Origin of the sequence: Streptomyces sp. NPDC091292, from assembly GCF_044757265.1 — a bacterium.
Lineage (GTDB): Bacteria > Actinomycetota > Actinomycetes > Streptomycetales > Streptomycetaceae > Streptomyces.
Map to the genome: position 1 here is coordinate 1,482,437 of NZ_JBIVUQ010000001.1, position 23,532 is coordinate 1,505,968.

Below are 23,532 nucleotides of genomic sequence, written 5' to 3' on the forward strand. Positions count from 1 at the left end.
CACAGGCCGACCCGCGAAGTGTCACATCGCGGAAACACGGAGGCCGCTTTCCCTCCGCGAACGCGCCGTACCGTGGACAGCGCAGTCCCGGCCGACGTCGTCCGACGGCACCCCCTATTCCCGCCGTCCCGTACGACGTCCGACAGGAGCCCCGTGCGCGCCCGCACCCCCACACCCCCGCCCCCGCCCGCCTCCGTGCGGAGCCCCCGCTCCGTTCCGCCCTGGCTCGGGCACGCCCTGCGTACCCAGCGCGGCCCTGTCCCGTGGAGCGCCGTCGTCCGCGGGGCGCTGGCCGCCGGGCCGCTGCTGCTGCTCGCCGTACTCGCGGGGCGCCCGACGGCCGGGGTCGCCGCCGCGCTCGGCGCGATGTTCGCCGGGATCAACGACCGGCCGGGCAGCCGCCACGCCTCCGCGTACCGCATCGGCGTCCCCGCGCTCGCCGGCGCCACCGGCCTGCTCATCGGCTCCTACGCGGCCGGACTGCGCGGCGGCGAGGGACCCGCGCTGCTCGTCACGCTCGGCCTGACCGCGCTGCTCGCCGGGCTCGGGCTGATCGGCGGCGCGCTCAGCGCCATCGGACCCGTCGCGTCCGGCGCCGGCACCCAACTCCTCGTCGCTGCCGCCGCCGGCGTGGGCATGCCGCTGCCCGAACCGCCCGCGCAGCGCGCCCTGTTGTTCCTCGCGGGCGCGGGCTGGCTGCTCACGCTGCGGCTCGCCCTGCCGTCGCCCGGCGCGCGCGGCCTCGACATCGAACGGGCCGCCGTCGCCGCCGTCTACGACGCGGTCGCCGCGCTGCTACGGGCCGCCGGGGGAGCCGACGCCGTCGCCCGGCGGGTCGCGCTCACCGCCGCCCTCGACCAGGCACAGGACGCGCTGCGCGGCCCCCGGCCGCTGCGCCCCCGCCGCTCCGGCGCCGAGCGGAAGCTGCACGCGCAGTACGTCGCCGCGCTGCCGCTCGCCGAGGCGGCGACCGCGCTCGCCTGGCGCGGGGCTCCGCTGCCCGCCCGTGCGGCGGACGGCCCGACTCGGCTGGCCGCCGCCGTCCGCGACGCCAGGCCCTGCGGCCCGCTCCCGGCGCCCGCCCGCTCGACGGCGGCCCTGCGCGCCCTGGACGACGCGCTGCTGCACGCGGCCGACGCCTTCGACACCGGTACGACCGCCCATGCCCCGGTCACCGTGGGGGCAGGACCCGCACTCCGTACGGGCTTCCGCCGCGCCGTCGGACCCGCCGGGCGCGAGTACGGCGTACGGGTCGCCCTGTGCCTCGGCGTCTCCACGGCCGTCGCACAGTCGCTGCACCACCCGCACTGGTACTGGCTCCCGGCCACCGCCGTCTTCCTCGTCAAGCCCGACCTGGGGCCGCTGGCGTCGCGCGTGCTGTGCCGCGCGCTCGGCACCCTGCTGGGCGCGGGCCTCTTCGCCGGACTCGCCGCGCTGGTGCCCACGCCGTACGGGACCGTCGGTGTCGTCGCCGTCGCGGGCGCCCTCATCCCCGTCGGCACCCGGCACTTCGCCGCCCAGACCGCCGTCGTCACGGTCCTCGTCCTGGGCCTGGTCCAGGTGGGCGGGGAACCGCAGGCCGCCGCCGGCCGGATCGGCGAGACGCTGCTCGCCTGCGCGATCGTGCTGATCGTCGGCCACCTGCCGCTGCCGGGGCAGCGCGGCCACGGCGTACGGGCGCGGCTCGCGGTCGCCGCGCGGGCCGCCGACGACTACCTCGGCCATGTGCTCGGCGGCTCCGACGACCGCGCGGCGAGCTGGGCGCTGCGCCGCGACGCGTACCGCTCCCTCGCGCAGGTACGGGCCGCCGCCGCGCTGTCCGCCGCCGAACTCACCGTCCTCGCCCGGCACACGGCGGGCACCGCCGAGACCGCCGCCCGGCTCGAACTCCTGGTCGACGCCACTACGGCGACGGCGGTTCATCTGAACGACGGCCCTCGACCGCCTGCCGCACTCTGACGGCCCTCCCCGTACCCGTCCACGGCCGCTCCACCGGCACTCGCTGCTCCCGCGCCCCGGTCCGGTAAGCCGTCGTCTTCCCCAGCGCCACACAACTCCCTTACGTTTCTTGTGAGTTGACGCAAGCTACGGACGTAGACGGAAGCAAGGGAAGGGGTCGGGGAGCATGGGGAGCACGAAGAGGGTCACGGGGACCGTGGTGACCTTGGTGGCGGCAGCGGCGCTGGTGGCGGCGGGCGGGCCCGCGGTCGCCGTCGCCCCGGCGCAGTCGCCCTACTCGTCGACGACCGGTGTCGGCGTGCACAACGCGTACGAGAAGTCCAAGTACCCGTACTTCGCCGACGCGCTGGACTCCGGCGCCGGAATGCTCGAACTCGACGTATGGACCAATGTGTTCGGCAGCGGCTGGCGCGTGTCGCACAGCAATCCGCTCGGCAACGACAACAACTGCGAGAACGCCACCACCCCGGCCCAGCTCCGGACGAAGGCCCGTAACCAGAGCCTCACCGGCTGCCTCTCCGACATCAGGAGCTGGCACGACGCCAACCCCGGTCACCGGCCCGTCGTCCTCAAGGTGGAGATGAAGGACGGCTTCCTCGCCAACAACGGGCGCGGCCCCGCCGAACTCGACGCCCTCCTGTCGGCCAAGCTCGGCGACGCCCTGTTCCGGCCCGGCGACCTGGCCGCGGGCCACGCCACGCTGGACGCGGCCGTCCAGGCGAACGGCTGGCCCCAGCGCTCCGCACTCGCGGGCAAGTTCATCGTGGAGCTGATCCCCGGCACCGTCGAGGAGAGCAACCCGCTCGACACCCTCTGGACGGACCGCGAGTACGCGACCCACCTCCGGGACCTCGCGGCGAACGGCCGCCTCGGCACCGCCGCCGCCTTCCCCGCCGTGCACAAGGCGGCGGCGGGCGACCCCCGCACCCGCTACACCGACCCGACGATCCGCCCCTGGTTCGTCGTCTTCGACGGCGACGCCTCTGCCTACGCGGGCGGCTCCATCGACACGAAGTGGTACGGCGACCGGAACTACCTCGTCATCATGACCGACGCCCACAACGTGTCCCCGGCCATCGACGGCACCAACCCGACCGAGGCCCAGGCCCGCGAGCGGGTGGCGTTGCTCGCGAAGAACCAGGCGAGCATCGTCTCCGCGGACTGGTACCCGCTGCCGCAGGTCCTCGCCACGGTTGTGCCCCGGGGCTGACCCCTCCGGACGGCCTTGGGGCGGCCCCGGACCGCCCCGCCCCCTCAGCCCCGGCACGGGCCCGCCGCCCGCGCCGGGGTTCGCCGTGACACGTCGGCGGAAGCGGGCCGAAAAAATTCCTGGAGAAATTCCGCGCGCCGAGCGATGAGTTCCCGATGACCGGACGGTCCATCCCCCTGAGAACCACCGAACCGTCCGGAGGAGGAACGATGTCACTTCCCCAGATCGTCTCGCGCGACGACTGGCTGGCGGCCCGCGGCGCGCTGCTGGCCAAGGAGAAGGCCGCCACCCGCGCGCGTGACGAACTGAACGCGGAGCGGCGCAGGCTGCCCATGGTGGAGGTCGACAAGGAGTACGTGTTCGAGGGCCCCGACGGCAAGGCGACCCTCCTCGACCTCTTCGACGGCCGGGACCAACTCGTCGTCTACCACTTCATGTTCGACCCCGAGTGGGACGCCGGCTGCCGTAGCTGCTCGTCCTTCCTCGACCAGGTCGGACACCTCGCTCATCTGCGGGCCCGCGGCACCTCGTTCGCCGCCGTGTCCCGGGCGCCCTTCACCAAGATCCTTCCGTTCAAGGCCCGGATGGGGTGGACGGTGCCCTGGTACTCCTCCTACGGCAGCGAGTTCAACTTCGACTTCCATGTCTCCTTCGACGAGACCGTCGCGCCGATCTCGTACAACTACCGCACCAAGGAGGAGCACGAGCGCTCCGGCACCGACTACTACGTCAATGGTGAGCAGCCCTTCGAGCTGCCCGGCCTGAGCTGCTTCCTGCGCCATGGCGACCGCGCGTACCACACGTACTCGACGTTCGGCCGCGGTCTCGACGGGCTCGGCTCCACGAGCACCTTCCTCGACCTGACCGCGCTCGGCCGTCAGGAGGAGTGGGAGGAGCCCCAGGGCAGGTCGTCGGCGCTCGGCGCCCCCGCCGGCAGCCCCCGGGTCCGCTACCACGACGAGTACGAGGACTGATGGTGACGGGGACTGATGGTGACGGGGACTGATGGTGACGGGGACTGACGGTGACGGGGGCGGCACCGAGGGCAAGGTGATGTCACCGAATCGGTGTCGGTCCCGTCACATCGCGACCCGAAACGGCCCCTGACGCGTTCTCCTACTTGAACGGCCCGTGAACACGAACGGTGGGCCGATGGTCAGAACAGGAGAACGCGGTGAACAGACGCATGGTGCTGGAGCGCTTCCCGGCCGGAGGGCCCCGCGGGTCCTGGCCCGCGGAGGAGTTCGCGCAGGCGCGCCGCAGCGAGGGTCAGCAGGCCGAGGTCGTCATGGATCTGGCGTCGGACGCGTTCCTGGTCATCGTGCGGGCCCGCGAGGCGTCGGACTGACATACCCGTACCGAGCCGTACAGTCCGGACATCGCGGCCGACCTCGCGACCTCGTGGGCGACGCTGTGTGACGGGGCGGTGTGATCGGACGAAGCGGTCCGACCGGCGGCACCCCCACGGGCCGCCGGTCGGACCGGGTGACCGGGCGACACCCCCAGCATCGCCGGTCAGGCCGTCACGGGACGCGACCAGGCGGGCGGCGTCCCAGTGACTCGGCAGAGGGCAAGATAGAGCGGGATCGGCGGCGTGTACGGCACCGTCCCGTCCGGCCGGTGGATCAGCCCCGGCGGCCGGCCCGGGTCGGGGAGCAGGGCCCCCGTCGCGTACCGCGCGGGCGCCGGCCAGTCGAGGGCCACGTCGGAATCCGACGGGACGATCCACCACCAGTGCGCCGGATCCGCGTAGACACAGCCCACGCGGGGCAGCCGGGCCAGGATTCTGCGCGCGTAGGTCGCGGGCACGGACACCGCGTCGCAGCCCAGCGGGACCGTCATCCCGGACGGCACCTCAAGGCGCTGTGCGCGTATCTCCCGGGTGCCGCGGGGGCGTCTGCGGTCGAGAGCGACCAGCGTGTCGAGGCTCAGCGTCCGTGCGGTCGTCACACCCATTCGGCCCCCGTTCCGCGGACCGCCCCGTCCGCTTCGGGCCCCGTCGCCACCGTGCTCGGCGATTCGGAGTCCCGCGGCGGTGCGTCCTGCGTCATTGCGTCCTGCTGTGCGTGGTGCTGCGGGCTGTGCGCGTGGTGCGCCTGCGCGTGGTGTGCCTGTGTGTCCGGTATCTGTGCGTCCTGGGTCTGTGCGTCCCGTGCGTGGGGCGGGGAGGCGATCTTCCCGGTGCCCTGTCCCGCACTCTGCTCGGCTCGCGGCAGCTCCGCCCAGACCAGGAGTCCGGGCTCCGTCTCGTGCGCCCCCCAGGCGCTCGCCACGGCCGCCACCAGCAGCAGTCCGCGTCCGTGCTCCTCCTCGGGGCGCTGCGGCGAAGGCCGCGGCTCACCCGGAGCGCACCCCTCGTCACGGACCGCTATGCGTACCTTCTCGACCTCGTCGTGCAGCTCGCAGACGATCAGCTCGGACGCGGTGTGCACGATCGCATTGGTGACCAGCTCGGAAACGACCAGGTCAGCGGCGTCACAGGTGTCCTCACCGACGGCCCACCCGGTCAGCCTCGCCCTGGTCAGGCGCCTGGCCTGGGCGGGCGAGCCGGGGTGGGCGGCCAGCTCGAAGCGGAAGCGGCGCCCGGCGGAATCGCCGGGGGTCGCCCCGGCGGCGGCTACGGGACCTGTACCCACTTCGGTGGCTTCTGTTCCTAACGGCGCGGACGGAGTCACGTTTGCCACTATCTCCCCGCCGTGAACACTTGGCAAGTGGCACTCTGAAATATGCAGAGTGCAGTGTGCCCCGGCGGGCGCCCATGGCACACTGCTCGCAACAGCACGCCACGCGGCCCCAGTTGGGTCGCGTTCTAGTGCTGCCGTAATCATCGTGACTGTCTGGAGGTGGACGTGAGCGAACCGCGGTCCGCGCCGACCGTCGGCCAGGTCGTACTCGGCCGACGCCTCCAGGACCTGCGGGAACGCGCCGGCCTCAAGCGTGAGGAGGCCGCCAAGGTCCTCCGTGTCGCCCCGGCCACCGTGCGCCGTATGGAGATGGCCGAGGTCGCGCTCAAGATCCCGTATCTCCAGCTCCTGCTGAAGTCGTACGGCGTCTCCGACGAGGAGGCCGACGCCTTCGTGATGCTCGCGGAGGACGCCAACCAGCCCGGCTGGTGGCAGCGCTTCCACGACATCCTGCCCGGCTGGTTCTCGATGTACGTCAGCCTGGAAGGCGCCGCGAGCCTCATCCGGACGTACGAGCCCCATTTCGTTCCCGGACTGCTCCAGACGAAGGACTACGCCCGCGCCGTGATGCTCTCCGGAGCCGTCGGCCAGACCAGTCCCGAGGACATAGAGCGCCATGTCGACCTGCGGATGCAGCGACAGGAACTGCTCACCCGTGAGGACGCGCCCCGCCTGTGGGTCGTCATGGACGAGACCGCCCTGCGCCGCCAGGCGGGCGGATCCGAGGTGATGCGCGGCCAGATCGACAAGCTCCTGACAGCCGCGAAGCTGCCGAATGTGACGCTCCAGATCGCCGAGTTCGCCGCCGGGCCGCACCCCGGCACCTACGGGCCGTTCGTGCTGTTCCGATTCGCCGTGCCGGAACTGCCCGACATGGTCTACAGCGAGTACCTGACCGGCGCCGTCTATCTCGACGGACGCAACGAGGTGGCAACCCACCTGGAGGTCATGGACCGCATGGCGGCTCAGGCCGCCACGGCACATCGCACGAAGGAGATCCTGCGGGATCTCCGCAAGGAGCTGTGAATGGATCGACCCGGGATATACAACGGTATGCCCGCCCGTGAACTAGGCAGCGAGGGCTGGCACAAGCCCTGGAGCGGCGGCAACGGCGGCAACTGCGTCGAAGCCATGATGCTGGCCGACGGCAGAGTGGCCGTACGCCAGTCCGCCGATCCCGACGGGCCGGCCCTGATCTACACCCGTGGGGAGATCACCGCGTTCATCATGGGGGCGAAGGCGGGCGAAGCGGATTTCTTGCTCCAGTGACACGTGACGGCGGGCGCCACGGTGACACGTGACAGCGAGTGCCGCGCCCGCCCGACCCGTTCCGGGCATTCGACCCGCTCTAGGCATTCGACCCGCTTTCGACCCGCTCCGGCACTTCCGCCCGCTCCGGCGGTCGGCCGGGGCGGGTCACGCCGTCATCGGGCGGTCATCGGGGCCGATCGGGGCCGGCAGCCGGTCCGTACCCGTGAGATGGCGGTCCACGGCCGCCGCCACCGACCGTCCCTCGGCGATGGCCCACACCACCAGGGACTGGCCGCGCGCCGCGTCCCCGGCCGCGAAGACCCCCGGCACGTTCGTCGCGAAGTCCCGGTCGCGGGCGATCGTCCCGCGCCCGTCCAGCACGAGCCCCAGCTGATCGACCAGGCCGTCGTGCCGCTCAGGACCCGAGAAACCGAGCGCCAGCAGCACCAGATCGGCGGGCACCGTCCGATCGGTCCCGGGAACCGGGCGGCGGCACTCGTCGACCCCGGTCAGCCGCACCCCGCTCACCCGCCCCGCCCTGTCCCCGACGAACCGCAGTGTCGACGCCGCGAACAGTCGCGCGTCCGCGTCGGCCAGCGGCGCCGTCGTCAGATCACGCGCCTCCTCGTGGGCACCCGACATCCGGTACACCTTCGGATACGTCGGCCACGGCTCACCCTCGGACCGCTCAGGGTCCGGCTGCGGATAGATGTCGAGCTGCGTCACGGAGGCCGCGCCCTCGCGTACCGCCGTACCCAGACAGTCCGCGCCGGTGTCGCCGCCGCCGATGATGACGACATGGCGTCCGGCCGCCGACAGGGGGGAGACGCCGAGGTCGCCCTCGCACACCCGGTTCGCGAGCGGCAGATACTCCATCGCCTGATGAATACCCGACAGCTCCCTTCCGGGAAGCGGAAGTTCGCGCCAGGCCGTCGCGCCGGTCGCGAGCACCACGGCGTCGTAGCGGGTACGCAGCTCGTCCGCCCCGATGTCCCGCCCCACCGCCGTACTCACCCGGAACCTGGTGCCCTCCGCCCGCATCTGCCCGAGCCGCCGCTCCAGATGCCACTTCTCCATCTTGAACGCCGGAATCCCGTACCGCAGCAGCCCGCCGACCCGGTCGTCCCGCTCGTACACCGCGACCGTGTGACCGGCGCGCGTCAACTGCTGCGCCGCCGCGAGGCCCGCGGGGCCCGAGCCGACCACGGCCACCGTCCGGCCCGAGAGGCGGTCCGGCGGGCGCGGCGCCGCGAAACCCTCCTCCCACGCGCGGTCCGCTATCGCCACCTCGACGTTCTTGATGGTCACGGCGGGCTGGTTGATCGCCAGGACGCACCCGGCCTCACAGGGCGCCGGACAGAGCCGCCCTGTGAACTCGGGGAAGTTGTTCGTCGCGTGCAGCCGCTCACTCGCCGCCCGCCAGTCGTCACGGGCCACGAGATCGTTCCAGTCCGGGATCAGGTTCCCCAGCGGGCACGCCTGATGGCAGAACGGAACCCCGCAGTCCATGCACCGGTCGGCCTGCGCGGTGATGATCGGCAGCAGCGCGCCGGGGACGTACACCTCGTCCCAGTCCCGGACCCGCTCCTCGACCGGGCGGCGCGGCCACTCCTGCCGGGTGGTGGTGAGAAAACCCTTGGGGTCGGCCATCGCCGTCTCCCTCACGAACGCCCTCCGGCCACGATACGTCCGCCCCGGCCGACCGGCATGGAGACGCCTACCGGGGGCGGGGCGGGGCGGGGGTGCGGGGGCGTTGTGGGGGTCAGGGCGACTTGGCGTAGACGCTCTCGACCCAGGTGGCGATCTGGTCGTCGGAGAGATGCTTGGCGAGATCCGCCTCGCTGATCATGCCGACCAGCCGCTTGTCCTGGACGACCGGGAGCCGGCGGATCTGGTGCCCCTGCATCTCGTGGAGTACCTCACTGACGTCGGCGCCCGCGTCGACCCAGCGCGGGGTGCCCTGGGCGAGGTCGCCCGCGGTGATCCGGGCCGGGTCGTGGCCCATCGCCACACAGCCGACGACGATGTCGCGGTCGGTGAGAATGCCGCACAGGCGTTCGTTCTCGTCGCTGATGGGCAGCGCGCCCACGTTCAGGTCGCGCATCAGTTGCGCGGCGCGATCGAGGGTCTCGTGGGCGGGGATCCACTGGGCGCCGCGGTGCATGATGTCTCCGGCGGTGGTCATGAGGTACCTCCCGGTGCCGGACGGCCGGCGCGGCGCGGGCAGCGTCGCTAGTCCCGGCGCCCTACATTCTCGCCGGGCCAGGGGGGACCCGCACCCGCTGCGCAGACGTCAGCCGCGCCATGCCGGGTGCCGAGGGTCATCGGCCCGTACGAGGATGTCGGCCGTCCCGTCGGGGTCCACGTCGGACTCGTACCGCTCGAAGGCCGGGAGGGTCCAGTGCTGGTCGGGGGGTGTGCGGCGGGACAGGGCTCCGGGTGACAGGCGGAGATGGACGGTGAGGTCGAACGGGTACCAGCGGCCCAGGAGGAACGGGCCGTGCAGCAACAGCACCCCGCCGGGAGCAAGGGGCACGGCGGGGCTGCGGGTGGCGCGGTCGGTGACCGGGTCCCAGAGATCGGGCAGGACACGGCCGGTACCGCCGCTCTCCAGCGGACCGAAGACCTCACGCCACAGGGCGGCGCTGTCGAACCAGCCGTCGTAGTACGCGTCGGCGTCCTCGCGCCCGTACTCGAAACGGAGCGACGCCGGGCGCAGGAACCCCTCGGTTCCGACGGCCAGGGAGCCCCGGCCGCGTATCTGCAGGGCATCGGCGACCCGCCGCGCGAGGTCGTCCGGGCGGGCGGCGGGGGCTCCGTCGAAGGCGACGCGGGGCCATGGACTGCCGTCGTCCGGTTTCAGGTCGAGCAGACGCTCGGCGAGGGCGTCGCCGAGCCGCTCCCAGGTGATCGCTTCGAACCGCACAGAGCCATGATGCCGCGCGCACCACCGCGTGAGACGTGTGCGTATGGGCGTGCGGGTCTGGGCCATGGGCGGAACGGTGGCAACGGAATTGACTGGTTGGGCAGATCGAGTGGCGTGCATGATCGGGTTCTTCGTGTTCTTCGTGAGGTCGCGCCTTGGCGGATGGGGGAGTGGTCGTAATGGACACGCTGTACTTCGGGGTGACGCTGGCGGCGGCGATCGCCTGCGGGCTGACGGCGGGCGCGCTCTACGCCTTCTCGACGTTCGTGATGAAGGGGCTCACCGCGCTGCCGCCCGCCCAGGGCATCGCGGCGATGCAGGCGATCAACAAGGCGGCCCCGAGCCCCGGCTTCATGCTGGTCTTCCTGGGCGGGGCGCTACTGAGCGCGGCGGTCGCCGTGGTCACGTTCGTGGCATGGCCCGACCGGGGCGCGGCGGCCGGCCTGATCGGCTGCGGGCTGTACTTGTTCGGTTCGTTCGGAGTGAGCGTCGCCGCACACTTCCCACGCAACGACGCCCTGGACAAGATCGCCCCCGAGTCCCCGGAAAGCGCCCCGTACTGGACGACATGGGCACGCGAGTGGACCCGCTGGAACCACGTCCGCACGGCACTGGCACTCGCGGCCTCGGCATCTTTCACCTTGGCTTTGACGGGCTGAGCCCCTGTTTTTCCAGGGCATTGGGGCACCCCCCGCCTCACAGCCAGCCGTTGCGTCTGAACCCCCGGTGCAGGGACAGGCAGATTCCCGCTATCACCGTCAGTACCAGCGGGTATCCGTATGTCCACCGTAGTTCCGGCATGTGGTCGAAGTTCATGCCGTACAGGCCGCAGACCATCGTCGGTACCGCGATCACCGCTGCCCATGCCGTGATCTTCCGCATGTCCTCGTTCTGCGCGACCGTCACCTGGGCGAGGTGGGCCTGCAGAATCGAGTTCAGCAGTTCGTCGAAGGCCGCTATCTGTTCGGCGGCGCGCAGCAGATGGTCGGAGACGTCCCGGAAGTACGCCTGTATCTCCGGGGCGACCGTGCGCATCGGCTGGGTCGCGAGGATGTGAAGAGGGCGGTTGAGAGGGACCACCGCCCGCTTCAGCTCCAGTAGTTCACGCTTGAGCTGATAGATACGGCCCGCGTCGACTCGCGCCCCGCCCTCCGCGAACACGTCCGACTCCACCTGGTCGATGTCGGCCTGCATCGCGTCGGTGACCTGGAGATAGTCGTCGGCGACCTGGTCCGCTACGGCGTGCAGCACCGCGGCCGGCCCCTTCGCGAGCTGCTGCGGATCGGCCTCCAGCGCCTCACGGACCGGACCGAGCGAACCGTGCCGTCCGTGTCGCACCGTGATGACGAAGTCGTGGCCGACGAAGACCATGAGTTCGCCGGTGTCCACCACCTCACTGGTCGCCGTCAGTTCGCCGTGCTCCACGTAGCAGACGGTCTTGAACACGGCGAACAGCGTGTCCCCGTACCGCTCGACCTTCGGGCGCTGGTGGGCGTGGACCGCGTCCTCGACCGCCAGCGGATGCAGCTCGAACAGCTCGGCCACGCCCGCGAACTGAAGCTCCGTCGGCTCATGGAGCCCGAGCCAGACGAATCCGTCACCGGTCTTCCTGACCCGCTCGACCGCGTCCACGAGTTCGCGCCCGCCCGGCCCGCGGACACCGTCGTGGTACGTCACACAGTTCACCACCGCGGATCCGAGCGGTGACCGCACGGGGTGGCTGAGATCGACTCGGGGTCGGCGGCGCGTCAGACGCGCCACCTTACGGAGGCTGCCGACACCGCGAAGGCTGCCGACCTTCCGCAGGTTGCCTGTCATCGACATGTCGGGCTCCTCGCGTTGGACTGCGACTTGGCAAAAGTGTGCCAGTCGGTGCCGACCTCCGGAAAAGGGTCCCCGCAACCTGTGGGAACGGAGCCTTCCGTTCAGTAAGGCGGGCCATATTTCACCTCGCGACGGGACCTCCGCGTTCACGACTCCGTACGAGAAGGCGGCCGTGCCCCCACCCGCGCCACCGCCCAAGCCCCCGCACGACACCCCTCCGCCGCCGCGTCCGCCGACGAGGCCCCCGTGAGCAGCGCCGCGAGCAGCGCGCCGGTGAAGGCGTCCCCCGCTCCCGTGGAGTCCCGCGCCCGCACCGCCGAAACCGCCGGAACCCGGTCGCGCACCGCACCGCCGCGCCCCACCAGCGCCCCCCGCCCGCCCCGCTTCACCACGACCTCCGGGAACCGGCGGCTCAGCCTCGCCGCCGCGTCCTCCGGGTCGGGCACCCCGGTCAGCAGCCGCGCCTCGTCCTCGCTGGGCAACAACAGGTCGACACCGTCGGCCAGCGCGAGGAAGCGCTCCACGCCCAGTTCCTTGAGGAACCCCGCCGACGCCGGATCCACACTCACCGGCACGCCCCGCGCGCGTGCCGACGCCAGCGCCGCCGCGACCAGCGTCCGGGTCCGCGCGGCGAAGAACAGGTACCCCGACAGATGAAGCCGCCCGACACCGTCGAGCAGCGACGCCGACCAGTCGTCGGACGACAGCCGCAGCGACGCCCCGCTGTCCGTGAGGAAGGTCCGCTCCGCCGACGCGCCCCCGTCGACCAGCGCGATCACCGTCCCGGTCCGCGCCTCCGGATCGACGACCAGCAGCGGCCGTACGCCGGCGGCGGTCAGCTCCCGCTCGTGCCAGGCCGCGGAGTCGGCCCCGACACATCCCAGCAGCCGCACTTCCGTGCCGCCCCGGTGCGCCGCCCAGCACGCGACATTGGCGCCCGCGCCGCCCGGCAGCGTACGGATCTCGGCGGACGTGTCGGTGCCGGCCGAGAGCGGGGTGCGGTGCCGGGCGACGATGTCGGTGACCACGTCGCCGACGACCAGCAGCGCCCCCGTCACCCCGCCGCCCACTCCGCCGCGATCCGGCCCGCCAGGCGTACGTTGCCGCGCACGGCGGCCAGATTCGCGCTCAGGGACGCACCGTCCGTGTGCCGCACCAGATGGTCCAGCAGGAACGGCGTCACGGCCTGACCCGTCACACCCTGCTCGGCGCACGCCGACAGCGCCTCGTCGAGCACGCGCGCGTGGAGCGCGGGATCGAGCTGCTCCGACTCCGGCACCGGCTGGGCGACGATCAGCGCTGAATCGATTCCTCCGACCGCGTCCTGGGCGCGCATGACGGCCGCGACCTCAGCCGGCGTTTCCAGCATCCAATCCACGGGGTGTCCCGAGTCCGAGAGGTAGAAACCGGGGAAGCGGCCGGTGCGGTAGCCGACCACCGCGACGCCCAGGGTCTCCAGGCGCTGCAGGGTCGCCGGAACGTCGAGGATCGACTTCACGCCCGCGCACACCACGGTGATCCGGGTCCGTGCGAGCAGCCCCAGGTCGGCGGACTCGTCCTGGGTCACCGTCCACTCCCGGTGCACCCCGCCGAGGCCACCCGTGGCGAACACTCGTACCCCCGCGCGGGCCGCCAGCAGGGCCGTCGCGGACACGGTCGTCGCCCCGCTCGCTCCGGTCGCCACGGCGAGGGGCAGGTCGCGGTGGCCGAGTTTGCGGATGTCGTCCTCATTGGCGATCCGCTCCAACTGCTCCTTGTCCAGGCCGACATGAGGCCGCCCGTCCAGGACCGCGATCGTCGCCGGGACACCGCCCTCCGCGCGGACCACCTCCTCCAGCTCCCGTGCCACCCGCAGATTGCGCGGGCGCGGCAGCCCGTGCGCGATGATCGTCGACTCCAGCGCCACGACCGGCCGCCGCGCATCGAGCGCCTCCTGTACTTCGTCGGACACGACCAGCACCACAGTGCTCCCCGCCTCTCCCGTCACTTCCACCCGGTCAACCCACTGTCATCCCTGGCGGGCGCGGCACCCCGTCAAACCCGTACGACGCACCCGACAGGCCCCGAACCCTTGCGAGGCGGGACGCCCGGCAGCAGCCTGGTGACCATGACGGACACCGCACGCCTCGACCACGTCGTTCTCTGGGTACGCGATCCGGTCGCATCGGCCGAGTTCTACGAGAGCGTGCTGGGCCTGACCCCACTGCGGCTCACGGAGTTCATCGAAGGCAAGCTCGCCTTCCCTTCCGTACGGCTCAACGACGAGACCATCGTCGACCTCGCCCCCCTGACCCTCGCCCCGCGCATGGATGTCGTCCCGGGCGCCGCCGCGGCTGCCGGGCACCCCGTCAACCATGTCTGCGTCGCCCTCTCCGAAGCCGGGTTCACGACCCTGCGCACACGTCTGGCGGAGCGTGGCGTCACCATGTCGGACGTCTCGTACGGCGCCTACGGTGCCCGGGGCGAGGCCCGCCGGAGCTTCTACTTCAGCGACCCGGACGGCAACGTCTTCGAGGCCCGGCACTACGACGACGCGTAGCGGTCCGCAGGGTGCGGGCGTCCGGCAGGTGCACGCGTACGCGCGCGTGGTCGATTCGCGTCGTCCACGCGCGCGTGATGTGCCCCCACACTCCCGTGTCGTTCCGGCCGGGTGGTCCGGTCAGGCGGCTCGTGCGGAGTCCAGGGCGCCGTTCGGATTGAGCACGTATTTGCGGCTCGCTCCCTGGTCGAACTCGGCGTACCCGCGCGGGGCGTCCTCCAGGCCGATGACCGTCGCGTTGACCGCCTTGGCGATGTGCACCTTGTCGTGCAGGATCGCCATCATCAGACCCCGGTTGTACTGCATCACCGGGCACTGCCCTGTCGTGAACCGGTGGCTCTTGGCCCAGCCCAGGCCCAGCCGCACCTTCAGCGTGCCGGTACGGGCGTCCTGGTCGATGCCGCCCGGGTCGTCCGTGACGTACAGCCCCGGAATGCCCAACGCGCCTCCCGCGCGTACGACGCCCATCAGCGAGTTCAGCACCGTCGCGGGCGCCTCCTCGGTGTCCTTGCCGTGCGCCCGCGCCTCGAAGCCGACCGCGTCGACCGCCGCGTCGACCTCCGGCTCGCCGAGGATCTCCTCGATCTGGTCCTCCACGGTCCCGCGCGTCAGGTCGACGGTCTCGCAGCCGAAGCTACGGGCCTGCGCCAGCCGCTCGGCGTTCAGGTCACCGACGATGACCGCCGCCGCGCCCAGGAGCTGCGCGGACGCCGCCGCGGCAAGACCCACCGGGCCCGCCCCGGCCACGTACACCGTGGACCCGACCTCGGTGCCCGCGGTGACGGCGCCGTGGAAGCCCGTCGGGAAGATGTCCGACAGCATCGTCAGATCCAGCAGCTTCTCGCGCGCCTGGTCCGCGTCGGGGAACTTCAGCAGGTTGAAGTCCGCGTACGGGATCATCGCGTAGTCGGCCTGGCCGCCGACCCAGCCGCCCATGTCGACATAGCCGTATGCCGCACCGGGGCGTGCCGGGTTCACGTTCAGACAGATTCCGGTCTTGCGCTCCTTGCAGTTGCGGCACCGCCCGCAGGCGATGTTGAAGGGCACCGAGACGACGTCGCCGACATTGATGAACTCGACGTCCGGCCCCCTTTCGATCACCTCGCCGGTGATCTCGTGCCCGAGGACCAGGCCCTCGGGGGCGGTGGTGCGACCGCGCACCATGTGCTGGTCGCTGCCGCAGATGTTGGTGGCGAGCACCTTGAGAATCACTCCGTGCCGGCACTTGCGGCCGATGTTCGCGGGAGCCACTCCCGGCCCGTCATGAAGCTCCAGCGTCGGGAACTCGATCGTCCGTACTTCGACCGTCCCCGGCTTGAGATAGGCGACTGCCCTGTTGTCGGTCATGCTGTTCGCCGTCCCTTCGGCTCCGTCTCCCCGGATCCCCGTTGGGTTGTGCGTACGGCGGAGTGTGCTGGCGCGTGAGCGCTACGGCAACCCTTCGCGGCGACACCGATCTGACGACCGTCCCGGCCGTCGGAAGCGCGGCCCCGGTGCCGACCCGGCCGCCCCGGCGCGAGCCCTCTGTGAGCCCGGTGCCAACCCGGTGCGAACCCGGTGCGAGCCTGGTCGTGCGGACGCGGCACTCCGCCCCATCCACCCCTCCAGTGTCGGACACCCCGACCCCCGACGCGACGGCTGAGCGGGGTGAGGGCCGTGTGAGAGGCGGGCGCGGGTCGCGTGAGGGGCGGGCGCGGGTCGGTTCTGCCTCCCCGCTAAGGTGACCGGCCATGAACACGAATGATCAGACTCTTTCCTCATTTGCCGTGCACATTCCGGATGTCGTCCTTGATCCGGAACCGCTCGATCCGGCGCAGATCGTCTCCGGCACCCCGGTCGTCAGCGGCAAGGTCCTGTGGGAGTCGCCCGACGGCAAGCAGTCGCGCGGTATCTGGCAGATCACGCCCGGCGTGGTGACCGACACGGAGGCGAACGAACTCTTCGTGGTCGTCAGCGGACGCGCCACCATCGAGGTCGAGGGCGGCGACACCCTTACCGTCGGTCCCGGCGACGCGGCCGTCCTGCGCGAGGGCGACCGTACGACCTGGACGGTGCACGAGACGCTGCGCAAGGCGTACCACATCAGCCTCTAGACGCCCTGGCAGGCGGCCTGAGCCGCCCTTTGCCTCTACACGGCCTGAGCAGGCCCTACACGGCCTGTTTCGGCGTGCGTCGCGTGAACAGCGCCAGCGCGCCCAGGGGGAGCAGCAGACAGGCCGCGGCGAGGTTGAGCCAGCCGTAGCCCGCCACGGCGACCACGAGTCCCGCGGCGGCGCCCCCGACCCCGGCAGCCGTGTTCATGGTCAGATCCGACAGCCCCTGCGCGGGAGCCCGCGCGGGCTGCGGTACGGAGTCGGTGAGCAGCGCGGAGCCCGACACCAGCCCGGCCGACCAGCCCAGCCCCAGCAGGAACAGCCCGGCCGCCGTCTGCGCGTGACTGGCGCCCGCGGTGCCCGCGAGCAGCGCCGCGCACGCCAGCAGGGCCAGCGCGAGCCCGATCACGGAGATCCTTCCGAACCGGTCGGACAGCCGCCCCATCACCGGCGAGAACGCGTACATCCCCGCGATGTGCCCGCTGATGACCAGACCGATCAGGTCGATGCCCGCCCCGTGGTGCCCCAGCGCGACGGGCGTCATCGACATCACCGAGACCATCGCCGTGTGCGCGATGGCGACCGTCACCAGCGCCAGCCGCGCGCGCGGGGACGCCGTCACCGCCGCGAACCCGGCCCGCAACGAGCGCGCCCGAGGCGACTGTTCCTCGGCCGGTGCCAGTGCCCGCGCGGTCAGCAGCGGGTCGGGCCGCAGCAGTACGGCGACCAGGAGCGCGGACAGCAGGAACACGCCCGACGCCCACAGGAAGGGCCCGGCCGCCGCCGGTATGCCCAGGCCGCTGACGCTGCGGCCCGCGGGCGCCGCGATGTTCGGACCAAGCACCGCGCCGATCGTGGTGGCCCACACGACGTTCGAGATCGCGCGGGCCCGGTGCTGGGGCTCGGCGAGGTCGGCCGCCGCGAACCGGGCCTGGAGGTTCGCCGACGAGGCCGCGCCGAACGCCGCCATGCCGGCGAGCAGCAGCGGGAAGTTGCCCATCGAGGCGGCCACCACCACGAGCCCGCCGCCGGCCGCGCCGATCAGATACGCCAGGACGAGCCCGGGGCGCCGTCCCCGCGCGGTCATCAGCGCGGCCAGCGGCATCGACAGCACCGCCGTACCGGCGACCGTGGCCGTCGGCGCGAGACCCGCCAGCGACTCGGTGCCGCTGACCTGCTGGGCGAGCACCGTCGCGAGCGCGATACCGGTCGCGACCCCGAGCCCGCCGAGTATCTGCCCGGCTATCAGCACCGCGGATATGCGGCGCCGCAGCGCGGGCAGGTTCTCGGCCGCGACGGGCACACCATCCCGCGCGCCCTGCCCGTCGCTCCGCTCGACCTGCCGCCCGACCTGTTCCTCGTCCTGTGTCACCGGCGCAGTCTCGCAGGGCCGTCAGAACAGAGGTTCGGGGAGCACTCCTTCCAGGGCCAGCAGCTTCCGTTTGGTCTCCAGGCCGCCGCCGAACCCGCCGATGCCGCCGTCGCTCTCGACGACACGATGGCAGGGCACCACCACGGGCAGCGGATTCGACCCCATCGCGACGCCGACGGCCTGCGCGGCGCCCGGCTGACCGACCCGGCCCGCCAGATCGCCGTACCCCACGACCGCGCCGTACCGCACGCCGGACTCCAGCGCACGCAGCACCTCGCGGTTGAACCCGGAGCTGAGCGACCAGTCCAGCGGCAGGTCGAAGTCGCGCCGCTCGCCCGCGAAGTACGCCGCGACCTGCCGTATGGACTCGGCGAGCAGGGGGGAGCCGGGCGCCTCGACCGGCTCGGTCCCCAACCGGGACGCGAGCCGGCCGAGCGCCTGGTCACGTGTCTCGTCGGTGGCGTGGAAGACGACATTCACCAGGCCCTGCGCCGTCGCGGCCAGCAACAGCGGCCCGATGCCGGTGCCGACGACGGCCCACACGACCTGCTGCCCGCCGCGCCCGCCCTGCTCGCCGCGCCCACCCCGCTCGGCGTGCCCGCCCTGCCCGTCGATGTTCATGCGGACCACCGTACGACCCGGCACTGACAACGCCGTCCGGCCCGGCGACCCGCGCTGCCCAAGGGCCGCCGACGGGCCGCCGTCAGGAGCGGCCGAGCGCCTTCTCCACCACGTCCGGATAGTTCGTGATGATCCCGTCCACCCCGTAGCGGGCGACGCGGCGCGCGGTGGCGGCGTCGTTCACCGTCCACGTCTGGACTTCCAGCGGCCGTCCGTGCGGGCCGTCAAAGGCCTGCACCGCGGCGACGTACGCCGCCGAGATGGTCGTGTTGCTCGGGTTGATCTGGTCGGCGAAGGACGCGTACGAGTGCAGTTGCGACACCGGAGGCGTACCGAGGAAACCGGTCTTCACATCGGGGCGCCGCTGGTGCACCGCGCGGATGCTGTCCGCGCTGAAGCTCTGCACGATCAGCCGGTTCCTGACATGACCGCGATCGAGCCACTTCTCCTTGCCGAGCACCCGGACGATGTCCGCCTCGATGCCCGGGTACAGCTCCGGCGCCTTGATCTCCATCAGCAGCTTCTGACCGTTGGCGTCGACGCGCCGCAGATACTGCTGGAGCGTCGGCACGCGCGCGCCCGCGTACTTGGCGCTCTTCCAACTGCCCGCGTCGAGCTTGGCGATCTCGGCGGCGGTGAAGTCCCTGACGTTCCACGGCGCGCGCTTCGGGAACACCTGCTCGACATCGGTGGTGCGCTTCAGGTCGGTGTCGTGGATGACCACCAGGACACCGTCCTTGGTGCGCTGTACGTCGTTCTCGACCCAGTCGAAGCCCAGGGACGCGGCCTTGTCCACGGCCGCCAGGGTGTTCTCGGGCGCGTACCCCGAGGCACCGCGATGGGCCACCACGACGGTTCCCCCACCGGTCTGCGCGGCCTGCGCGGAGGTCGTGGGGAGGACAAGAGCGGCGGTGCCCACCAGAGCTGCGGCCGTCGCTGCTGCGGCGCGTGCGTACACGTGTACTCCTCGCATCGTATGAACACGGTCGGTTCGACAGTGACAGCAGAGAGTCAACGCGGGGCAGTCGGCCAGTGGACACGGGCTGAACGGATGAGCTATTCGCACCGACACCGATGTGGCGCTCCGGCGAGCCGATGTGTGCATCTGCGACAGCGACGTGATTCTTTGCCGGAAAATCGTTCGTACGTTCCGGCCGGGCCATACTCTCGGCGTCAACTCGAGGCGGATCCGTTGCTTCGGGGCGGGGGCGAACAACACCAGGGCACCGGACGGTGAAAGGGCTACCGCGCATGCAGGGGACGGTCGACGGCTTCAGCTACGGACTGGTCACGCCGGTGGTGGCGTACGTCATGGCGTGCTTGGGCGGGGCCCTGGGGCTGCGCTGCACGACCAGAGCGCTGCTCGTCAGACAGTCCTGGCGGCCGGGCTGGCTCCTGCTCGGCTCCGCCGCCATCGGGTCCGGTATCTGGACCATGCACTTCATCGCCATGATGGGCTTCACCGTCCGTGAGACCCCGGTCCACTACGATCCGGCGCTCACCTTCGCGAGCCTCGGCGCGGGCGTCGCCATGATCGGTACGGGCATCTTCGTCGTCGGCTACAGCGGCGGGACCGGGGCCGCGCTGTTCACCGGCGGCACCGTCACCGGTCTGGGCATCGCCTCCATGCACTACCTGGGCATGGCCGGACTGAGCCTCGACGGGCGCCTGGAGTACAACACGCTCACCGTCGCCGCCTCCGTCGCCGTCGCCGTGGTGGCGGCGACGACCGCCCTGTGGACCGCCGTACAGGCGCGGGGCTTCCTGTGGAGCGTGGGCGCGAGCCTCCTCATGGGCCTGGCGGGCACCGGCCTGCACTACACGGGCATGGCCGCCGTCCACGTCGAACTCCACGGATCGACCGGCGCCCCGGACGGGGCCTCGTCCGCCGAACTGCTCGCGCCGATGCTGATCGGCCCGCTCGCCTTCCTGCTGGTCGCCGTGGTCGTCGTCCTGTTCGACCCGCTGCTCGTCCTCGGCAGGGCGGAGTGGACCCGCGCCGCCCTCCTCCCGGCGGCGGTCGTCGACGAACCCACCCTCGTCGGGGTGCCACCGGTCCACCGCACCCCGCAGCGCCGCTGACGGGACCCGGTTGTCAGTGGGGGGTCGTACCGTGGAATCCATGCGGCCCGTATCCAAGATCGAACGCTCGGTGGCGCCCTTCGAGGTCGTCAGCCCCTACCAGCCCAGCGGCGACCAGCCGGCGGCCATCGCCGAACTGGACCGTCGCATCCGTGCGGGCGAGAAGGACGTCGTCCTGCTCGGCGCCACCGGAACCGGCAAGTCCGCCACCACCGCGTGGATGATCGAGAAGCTCCAGCGCCCCACCCTGGTCATGGCACCGAACAAGACCCTGGCCGCCCAGTTGGCGAACGAATTCCGGGAACTCCTCCCGAACAACGCCGTCGAGTACTTCGTCTCGTACTACGACTACTACCAGCCCGAGGCGTATGTCCCGCAGTCGGACACCTACATCGAGAAGGACTCCTCGATCAACGAGGAGGTGGAGCGCCTGCGCCACTCCGCGACGAACTCCCTGCTGACCCGCCGCGACGTCATCGTGGTCGCGTCCGTCTCCTGCATCTACGGCCTCGGCACACCGCAGGAGTACGTCGACCGGATGGTCTCCCTGAAGCTCGGCGACCAGATCGACCGGGACGACCTGCTGCGCCGCTTCGTCGACATCCAGTACACGCGCAACGACACCGCGTTCGCCCGCGGCACCTTCCGCGTGCGCGGCGACACCATCGAGATCTTCCCGGTCTACGAGGAACTGGCCGTCCGCATCGAGATGTTCGGCGACGAGATCGAGGCGCTCTCCACCCTGCACCCCCTCACCGGCGAGGTCATCTCCGACGACGACCATCTGTACGTGTTCCCGGCAACGCACTACGTGGCGGGCCCGGAGCGCTTGGAGCGCGCCGTCAACGACATCGAGAAGGAGTTGGAGGGCCGCCTCGCCGACCTGGAGAAGCAGGGCAAGCTCCTGGAGGCCCAGCGGCTGCGCATGCGCACCACCTACGACCTCGAAATGCTCCGCCAGATCGGCTCCTGCTCCGGCGTGGAGAACTACTCGATGCACTTCGACGGCCGTGAGCCCGGCTCCCCGCCGAACACCCTCATCGACTACTTCCCGGACGACTTCCTGCTCGTCATCGACGAGTCGCACAACACGGTCCCGCAGATCGGCGCGATGTACGAGGGCGACGCCTCGCGCAAGCGCACCCTCGTCGACCACGGCTTCCGGCTGCCGTCCGCCCTCGACAACCGCCCGCTGAAGTGGGAGGAGTTCCAGGAGCGCATCGGCCAGACCGTCTATCTGTCGGCGACCCCGGGCAAGTACGAACTCTCGCGCGCGGACGGGTACGTGGAGCAGATCATCCGCCCCACCGGGCTGATCGACCCCGAGGTCGTCGTCAAGCCCACCGAGGGCCAGATCGACGACCTGGTGCACGAGATCCGCGAGCGCAGCGCGAAGGACGAGCGCGTCCTCGTCACCACCCTCACCAAGAAGATGGCCGAGGACCTCACCGACTACTTCATCGAACTCGGCATCCAGGTCCGCTATCTGCACAGCGACGTCGACACCCTGCGCCGCGTCGAGCTGCTGCGGGAGCTGCGCTCGGGCGAGTTCGACGTCCTCGTCGGCATCAACCTGCTCCGTGAGGGCCTCGACCTGCCCGAGGTGTCCCTGGTGTCGATCCTCGACGCCGACAAGGAAGGCTTCCTGCGCTCCGGCACCTCACTGATCCAGACCATCGGCCGCGCGGCGCGCAATGTCTCCGGCCAGGTCCACATGTACGCCGACCGGATCACCCCGGCGATGGAGAAGGCCATCGAGGAGACCAACCGGCGCCGCGAGAAGCAGGTCGCGTACAACAAGGAGAGGGGCATCGACCCGCAGCCCCTTCGCAAGAAGATCAACGACATCGTCGCGACCATCGCGCGCGAGGAGATCGACACCGAGCAGCTTCTCGGCAGCGGCTACCGCAAGTCGAAGGACGGCAAGCCCACCAAGGCGCCGGTCCCGGCGCTCGGTTCGGCGGCGGCCAAGCGCGGCGGCGCCAAGGGCCGGGGCAAGGCCAAGGAGACGGTGCCGACGGACCGTCCCGCGGCCGAACTCGCCGGGCAGATCGAGGAGATGACCGACCGGATGCGGGCCGCCGCGGCGGATCTCCAGTTCGAGATCGCGGCACGGCTGCGCGACGAGGTGTCGGAGATGAAGAAGGAACTGCGCCAGATGCGGGAGGCGGGCATCGCCTGACGGGGCGAGCGGGACCGGTTCGGCCGCGAGGGACCGGTCCCGCCGGCCGTCGTACGCCGCCGCGCCCCACCCTGTGTTGCAAGACCGACACAAAGTGCCGTCCACGGTGCGGCGTTGTCAGTGGTCCTGCGTAGGGTTCGGGGCAACCGCATGAGACTGCGGTGCAGGGGACAGTTCGAGAGGGGAACAGCGCGTGACGGTCAACATGACCAAGGGTCAGGCCATCAGCCTGCAGAAGAGCGACGGGGGCACCCTGACCGCGGTGCGTATGGGGCTCGGCTGGCAGGCCGCTCCCCGGCGGGGCCTGTTCGGTTCGCGCACCCGGGAGATCGACCTCGACGCGTCGGCGGTGCTGTTCGCCGACAAGCAGCCCGTGGACGTCGTCTTCTTCCGCCACCTCGTCAGCGACGACGGCTCGGTGCGGCACACCGGTGACAACCTCGTCGGCGGTGCGGGACAGGGCGGGGACGACGAGTCCGTCCTCGTGGACCTCCAGCGCGTCCCGGTCCACATCGACCAGATCATCTTCACGGTGAACTCGTTCACCGGCCAGACGTTCCAGGAGGTGCAGAACGCCTTCTGCCGTCTCGTAGACGAGACCAACGGCCAGGAGCTGGCGCGCTACACGCTGGACGGCGGCGGCCAGTACACCGCGCAGATCATGGCGAAGGTGCACCGGGCGGGCTCCGGCTGGGCGATGACCGCCATCGGCACTCCCGCCAACGGCCGGACCTTCCAGGACCTGATGCCGGCGATCCTGCCGCACCTGTAGGACGCGTAGTCACAGCA

Annotated in this window: 24 protein-coding genes; 12 read left to right on the plus strand and 12 right to left on the minus strand. The window is 71.4% G+C overall.

The genetic code is table 11. The annotated features are described in order from the left end of the window. The first annotated feature begins 153 nt into the window (after window positions 1-153). The 4 genes from ACIQNU_RS07175 to ACIQNU_RS07190 all read left to right on the plus strand — a co-directional run bounded on the left by ACIQNU_RS07175 (window position 154) and on the right by ACIQNU_RS07190 (window position 4,517). Window positions 154-1,959 carry an FUSC family protein gene (locus ACIQNU_RS07175; RefSeq protein WP_401361804.1) on the plus strand — a complete coding sequence of 602 codons (1,806 nt, stop codon included), beginning with the start codon at window positions 154-156 and terminating at the stop codon, window positions 1,957-1,959. A gap of 166 nt (window positions 1,960-2,125) precedes the next feature. Continuing rightward, window positions 2,126-3,169: a phosphatidylinositol-specific phospholipase C domain-containing protein gene (locus tag ACIQNU_RS07180; RefSeq protein WP_401361806.1), complete on the plus strand. Its 1,044-nt coding sequence runs from the start codon at window positions 2,126-2,128 to the stop codon at window positions 3,167-3,169. A gap of 209 nt (window positions 3,170-3,378) precedes the next feature. Beyond that, window positions 3,379-4,143, plus strand: coding sequence for a DUF899 domain-containing protein (locus ACIQNU_RS07185; RefSeq protein ID WP_401361809.1), 765 nt, complete (start codon window positions 3,379-3,381; stop codon window positions 4,141-4,143). Window positions 4,144-4,343: 200 nt separating this feature from the next. Continuing rightward, window positions 4,344-4,517, plus strand: a complete 174-nt coding sequence (locus tag ACIQNU_RS07190; RefSeq protein ID WP_401361811.1) for a hypothetical protein — start codon at window positions 4,344-4,346, stop codon at window positions 4,515-4,517. Window positions 4,518-4,684: 167 nt separating this feature from the next. On the opposite strand, the gene ACIQNU_RS07195 is transcribed toward ACIQNU_RS07190, so the two are convergent. Together ACIQNU_RS07195 and ACIQNU_RS07200 are read right to left on the minus strand one after the other, a co-directional pair. After that, a complete protein-coding gene (locus ACIQNU_RS07195) occupies window positions 4,685-5,125 on the minus strand; it encodes a hypothetical protein (RefSeq protein ID WP_401361814.1) in 441 nt (146 codons plus the stop codon). Continuing rightward, complete coding sequence (locus ACIQNU_RS07200; RefSeq protein WP_401361816.1) at window positions 5,116-5,805, minus strand: ATP-binding protein; 690 nt, start codon at window positions 5,803-5,805, stop codon at window positions 5,116-5,118. The genes ACIQNU_RS07195 and ACIQNU_RS07200 overlap by 10 nt, the downstream gene beginning before the upstream one ends. A 213-nt stretch (window positions 5,806-6,018) precedes the next feature. Between ACIQNU_RS07200 and ACIQNU_RS07205 the strand changes: the two genes are divergently transcribed. Both ACIQNU_RS07205 and ACIQNU_RS07210 read left to right on the plus strand, forming a co-directional pair. After that, entirely contained in the window at window positions 6,019-6,879 is an 861-nt protein-coding gene (locus ACIQNU_RS07205; RefSeq protein ID WP_401361818.1) for a helix-turn-helix domain-containing protein, read from the plus strand. Then, window positions 6,880-7,122, plus strand: coding sequence for a DUF397 domain-containing protein (locus tag ACIQNU_RS07210; protein WP_401361821.1), 243 nt, complete (start codon window positions 6,880-6,882; stop codon window positions 7,120-7,122). It begins immediately after the preceding gene. 147 nt (window positions 7,123-7,269) lie between these two features. Here ACIQNU_RS07210 and ACIQNU_RS07215 read toward each other — a convergent pair whose 3' ends face one another. The 3 genes from ACIQNU_RS07215 to ACIQNU_RS07225 form a co-directional block, all read right to left on the minus strand. Further along, the gene (locus ACIQNU_RS07215) at window positions 7,270-8,754 is read right to left on the minus strand and encodes a glutamate synthase subunit beta (protein WP_401361824.1); all 1,485 of its coding nucleotides are present in this window, start codon (window positions 8,752-8,754) and stop codon (window positions 7,270-7,272) included. 112 nt (window positions 8,755-8,866) lie between these two features. Next, window positions 8,867-9,289: a CBS domain-containing protein gene (locus ACIQNU_RS07220; protein WP_401361826.1), complete on the minus strand. Its 423-nt coding sequence runs from the start codon at window positions 9,287-9,289 to the stop codon at window positions 8,867-8,869. 108 nt (window positions 9,290-9,397) lie between these two features. Then, window positions 9,398-10,030 carry a uridine kinase gene (locus tag ACIQNU_RS07225; protein ID WP_401361828.1) on the minus strand — a complete coding sequence of 211 codons (633 nt, stop codon included), beginning with the start codon at window positions 10,028-10,030 and terminating at the stop codon, window positions 9,398-9,400. A gap of 179 nt (window positions 10,031-10,209) precedes the next feature. On the opposite strand from ACIQNU_RS07225, the gene ACIQNU_RS07230 reads away from it, so the two are divergent. Beyond that, complete coding sequence (locus ACIQNU_RS07230) at window positions 10,210-10,689, plus strand: DUF1772 domain-containing protein (protein WP_401361831.1); 480 nt, start codon at window positions 10,210-10,212, stop codon at window positions 10,687-10,689. A gap of 37 nt (window positions 10,690-10,726) precedes the next feature. Here the strand turns inward: ACIQNU_RS07230 and ACIQNU_RS07235 are convergent, their stop codons facing one another. From ACIQNU_RS07235 to ACIQNU_RS07245, 3 genes are all read right to left on the minus strand, one after another. After that, window positions 10,727-11,854 carry a magnesium and cobalt transport protein CorA gene (locus ACIQNU_RS07235; RefSeq protein ID WP_401361834.1) on the minus strand — a complete coding sequence of 376 codons (1,128 nt, stop codon included), beginning with the start codon at window positions 11,852-11,854 and terminating at the stop codon, window positions 10,727-10,729. A 146-nt stretch (window positions 11,855-12,000) separates the two neighbouring features. Beyond that, window positions 12,001-12,912 (minus strand): carbohydrate kinase family protein, encoded by a 912-nt coding sequence (locus ACIQNU_RS07240; RefSeq protein ID WP_401361837.1) that lies wholly within the window; start codon window positions 12,910-12,912, stop codon window positions 12,001-12,003. Further along, on the minus strand, window positions 12,909-13,817 hold the full coding sequence (locus ACIQNU_RS07245) for a pseudouridine-5'-phosphate glycosidase (RefSeq protein WP_401362533.1): 909 nt from the start codon (window positions 13,815-13,817) through the stop codon (window positions 12,909-12,911). The genes ACIQNU_RS07240 and ACIQNU_RS07245 overlap by 4 nt, the downstream gene beginning before the upstream one ends. Window positions 13,818-13,961: 144 nt before the next feature. On the opposite strand from ACIQNU_RS07245, the gene ACIQNU_RS07250 reads away from it, so the two are divergent. Continuing rightward, window positions 13,962-14,393: a VOC family protein gene (locus tag ACIQNU_RS07250; RefSeq protein ID WP_401361840.1), complete on the plus strand. Its 432-nt coding sequence runs from the start codon at window positions 13,962-13,964 to the stop codon at window positions 14,391-14,393. 120 nt (window positions 14,394-14,513) lie between these two features. On the opposite strand, the gene fdhA is transcribed toward ACIQNU_RS07250, so the two are convergent. Further along, window positions 14,514-15,740, minus strand: coding sequence for a formaldehyde dehydrogenase, glutathione-independent (fdhA, locus tag ACIQNU_RS07255; protein WP_401361843.1), 1,227 nt, complete (start codon window positions 15,738-15,740; stop codon window positions 14,514-14,516). Window positions 15,741-16,123: 383 nt separating this feature from the next. Here fdhA and ACIQNU_RS07260 point away from each other — a divergent pair, with 383 nt between their 5' ends. Continuing rightward, window positions 16,124-16,486, plus strand: coding sequence for a cupin domain-containing protein (locus tag ACIQNU_RS07260; RefSeq protein WP_401361846.1), 363 nt, complete (start codon window positions 16,124-16,126; stop codon window positions 16,484-16,486). Between the two features lie 55 nt (window positions 16,487-16,541). Here ACIQNU_RS07260 and ACIQNU_RS07265 read toward each other — a convergent pair whose 3' ends face one another. The 3 genes from ACIQNU_RS07265 to ACIQNU_RS07275 all read right to left on the minus strand — a co-directional run bounded on the left by ACIQNU_RS07265 (window position 16,542) and on the right by ACIQNU_RS07275 (window position 19,437). After that, a complete protein-coding gene (locus ACIQNU_RS07265; RefSeq protein WP_401362535.1) occupies window positions 16,542-17,789 on the minus strand; it encodes an MFS transporter in 1,248 nt (415 codons plus the stop codon). 90 nt (window positions 17,790-17,879) lie between these two features. Then, window positions 17,880-18,479 carry a methylated-DNA--[protein]-cysteine S-methyltransferase gene (locus tag ACIQNU_RS07270; RefSeq protein ID WP_401361849.1) on the minus strand — a complete coding sequence of 200 codons (600 nt, stop codon included), beginning with the start codon at window positions 18,477-18,479 and terminating at the stop codon, window positions 17,880-17,882. An 82-nt stretch (window positions 18,480-18,561) separates the two neighbouring features. Beyond that, a complete protein-coding gene (locus tag ACIQNU_RS07275) occupies window positions 18,562-19,437 on the minus strand; it encodes a glycerophosphodiester phosphodiesterase (RefSeq protein ID WP_401361851.1) in 876 nt (291 codons plus the stop codon). 293 nt (window positions 19,438-19,730) lie between these two features. Between ACIQNU_RS07275 and ACIQNU_RS07280 the strand changes: the two genes are divergently transcribed. From ACIQNU_RS07280 to ACIQNU_RS07290, 3 genes are all read left to right on the plus strand, one after another. Beyond that, window positions 19,731-20,561, plus strand: coding sequence for an MHYT domain-containing protein (locus ACIQNU_RS07280; protein ID WP_401361854.1), 831 nt, complete (start codon window positions 19,731-19,733; stop codon window positions 20,559-20,561). Between the two features lie 40 nt (window positions 20,562-20,601). Then, entirely contained in the window at window positions 20,602-22,743 is a 2,142-nt protein-coding gene (gene uvrB / locus ACIQNU_RS07285; RefSeq protein ID WP_401361857.1) for an excinuclease ABC subunit UvrB, read from the plus strand. A 193-nt stretch (window positions 22,744-22,936) separates the two neighbouring features. After that, window positions 22,937-23,515, plus strand: coding sequence for a TerD family protein (locus ACIQNU_RS07290; protein WP_389891304.1), 579 nt, complete (start codon window positions 22,937-22,939; stop codon window positions 23,513-23,515). Window positions 23,516-23,532: the final 17 nt, after the last annotated feature.

Bases quoted from the DNA above. Each gene is read 5' to 3' on its own strand.
- ACIQNU_RS07235 (WP_401361834.1), bottom strand. From the start codon at position 11,854: ATGTCGATGACAGGCAACCTGCGGAAGGTCGGCAGCCTTCGCGGTGTC.
- ACIQNU_RS07220 (WP_401361826.1), bottom strand. From the start codon at position 9,289: ATGACCACCGCCGGAGACATCATGCACCGCGGCGCCCAGTGGATCCCC.
- ACIQNU_RS07195 (WP_401361814.1), bottom strand. From the start codon at position 5,125: ATGGGTGTGACGACCGCACGGACGCTGAGCCTCGACACGCTGGTCGCT.
- ACIQNU_RS07180 (WP_401361806.1), top strand. From the start codon at position 2,126: ATGGGGAGCACGAAGAGGGTCACGGGGACCGTGGTGACCTTGGTGGCG.
- uvrB (WP_401361857.1), top strand. From the start codon at position 20,602: ATGCGGCCCGTATCCAAGATCGAACGCTCGGTGGCGCCCTTCGAGGTC.
- fdhA (WP_401361843.1), bottom strand. From the start codon at position 15,740: ATGACCGACAACAGGGCAGTCGCCTATCTCAAGCCGGGGACGGTCGAA.
- ACIQNU_RS07215 (WP_401361824.1), bottom strand. From the start codon at position 8,754: ATGGCCGACCCCAAGGGTTTTCTCACCACCACCCGGCAGGAGTGGCCG.
- ACIQNU_RS07250 (WP_401361840.1), top strand. From the start codon at position 13,962: ATGACGGACACCGCACGCCTCGACCACGTCGTTCTCTGGGTACGCGAT.
- ACIQNU_RS07280 (WP_401361854.1), top strand. From the start codon at position 19,731: ATGCAGGGGACGGTCGACGGCTTCAGCTACGGACTGGTCACGCCGGTG.
- ACIQNU_RS07185 (WP_401361809.1), top strand. From the start codon at position 3,379: ATGTCACTTCCCCAGATCGTCTCGCGCGACGACTGGCTGGCGGCCCGC.
- ACIQNU_RS07260 (WP_401361846.1), top strand. From the start codon at position 16,124: ATGAACACGAATGATCAGACTCTTTCCTCATTTGCCGTGCACATTCCG.
- ACIQNU_RS07270 (WP_401361849.1), bottom strand. From the start codon at position 18,479: ATGAACATCGACGGGCAGGGCGGGCACGCCGAGCGGGGTGGGCGCGGC.
- ACIQNU_RS07230 (WP_401361831.1), top strand. From the start codon at position 10,210: ATGGACACGCTGTACTTCGGGGTGACGCTGGCGGCGGCGATCGCCTGC.
- ACIQNU_RS07210 (WP_401361821.1), top strand. From the start codon at position 6,880: ATGGATCGACCCGGGATATACAACGGTATGCCCGCCCGTGAACTAGGC.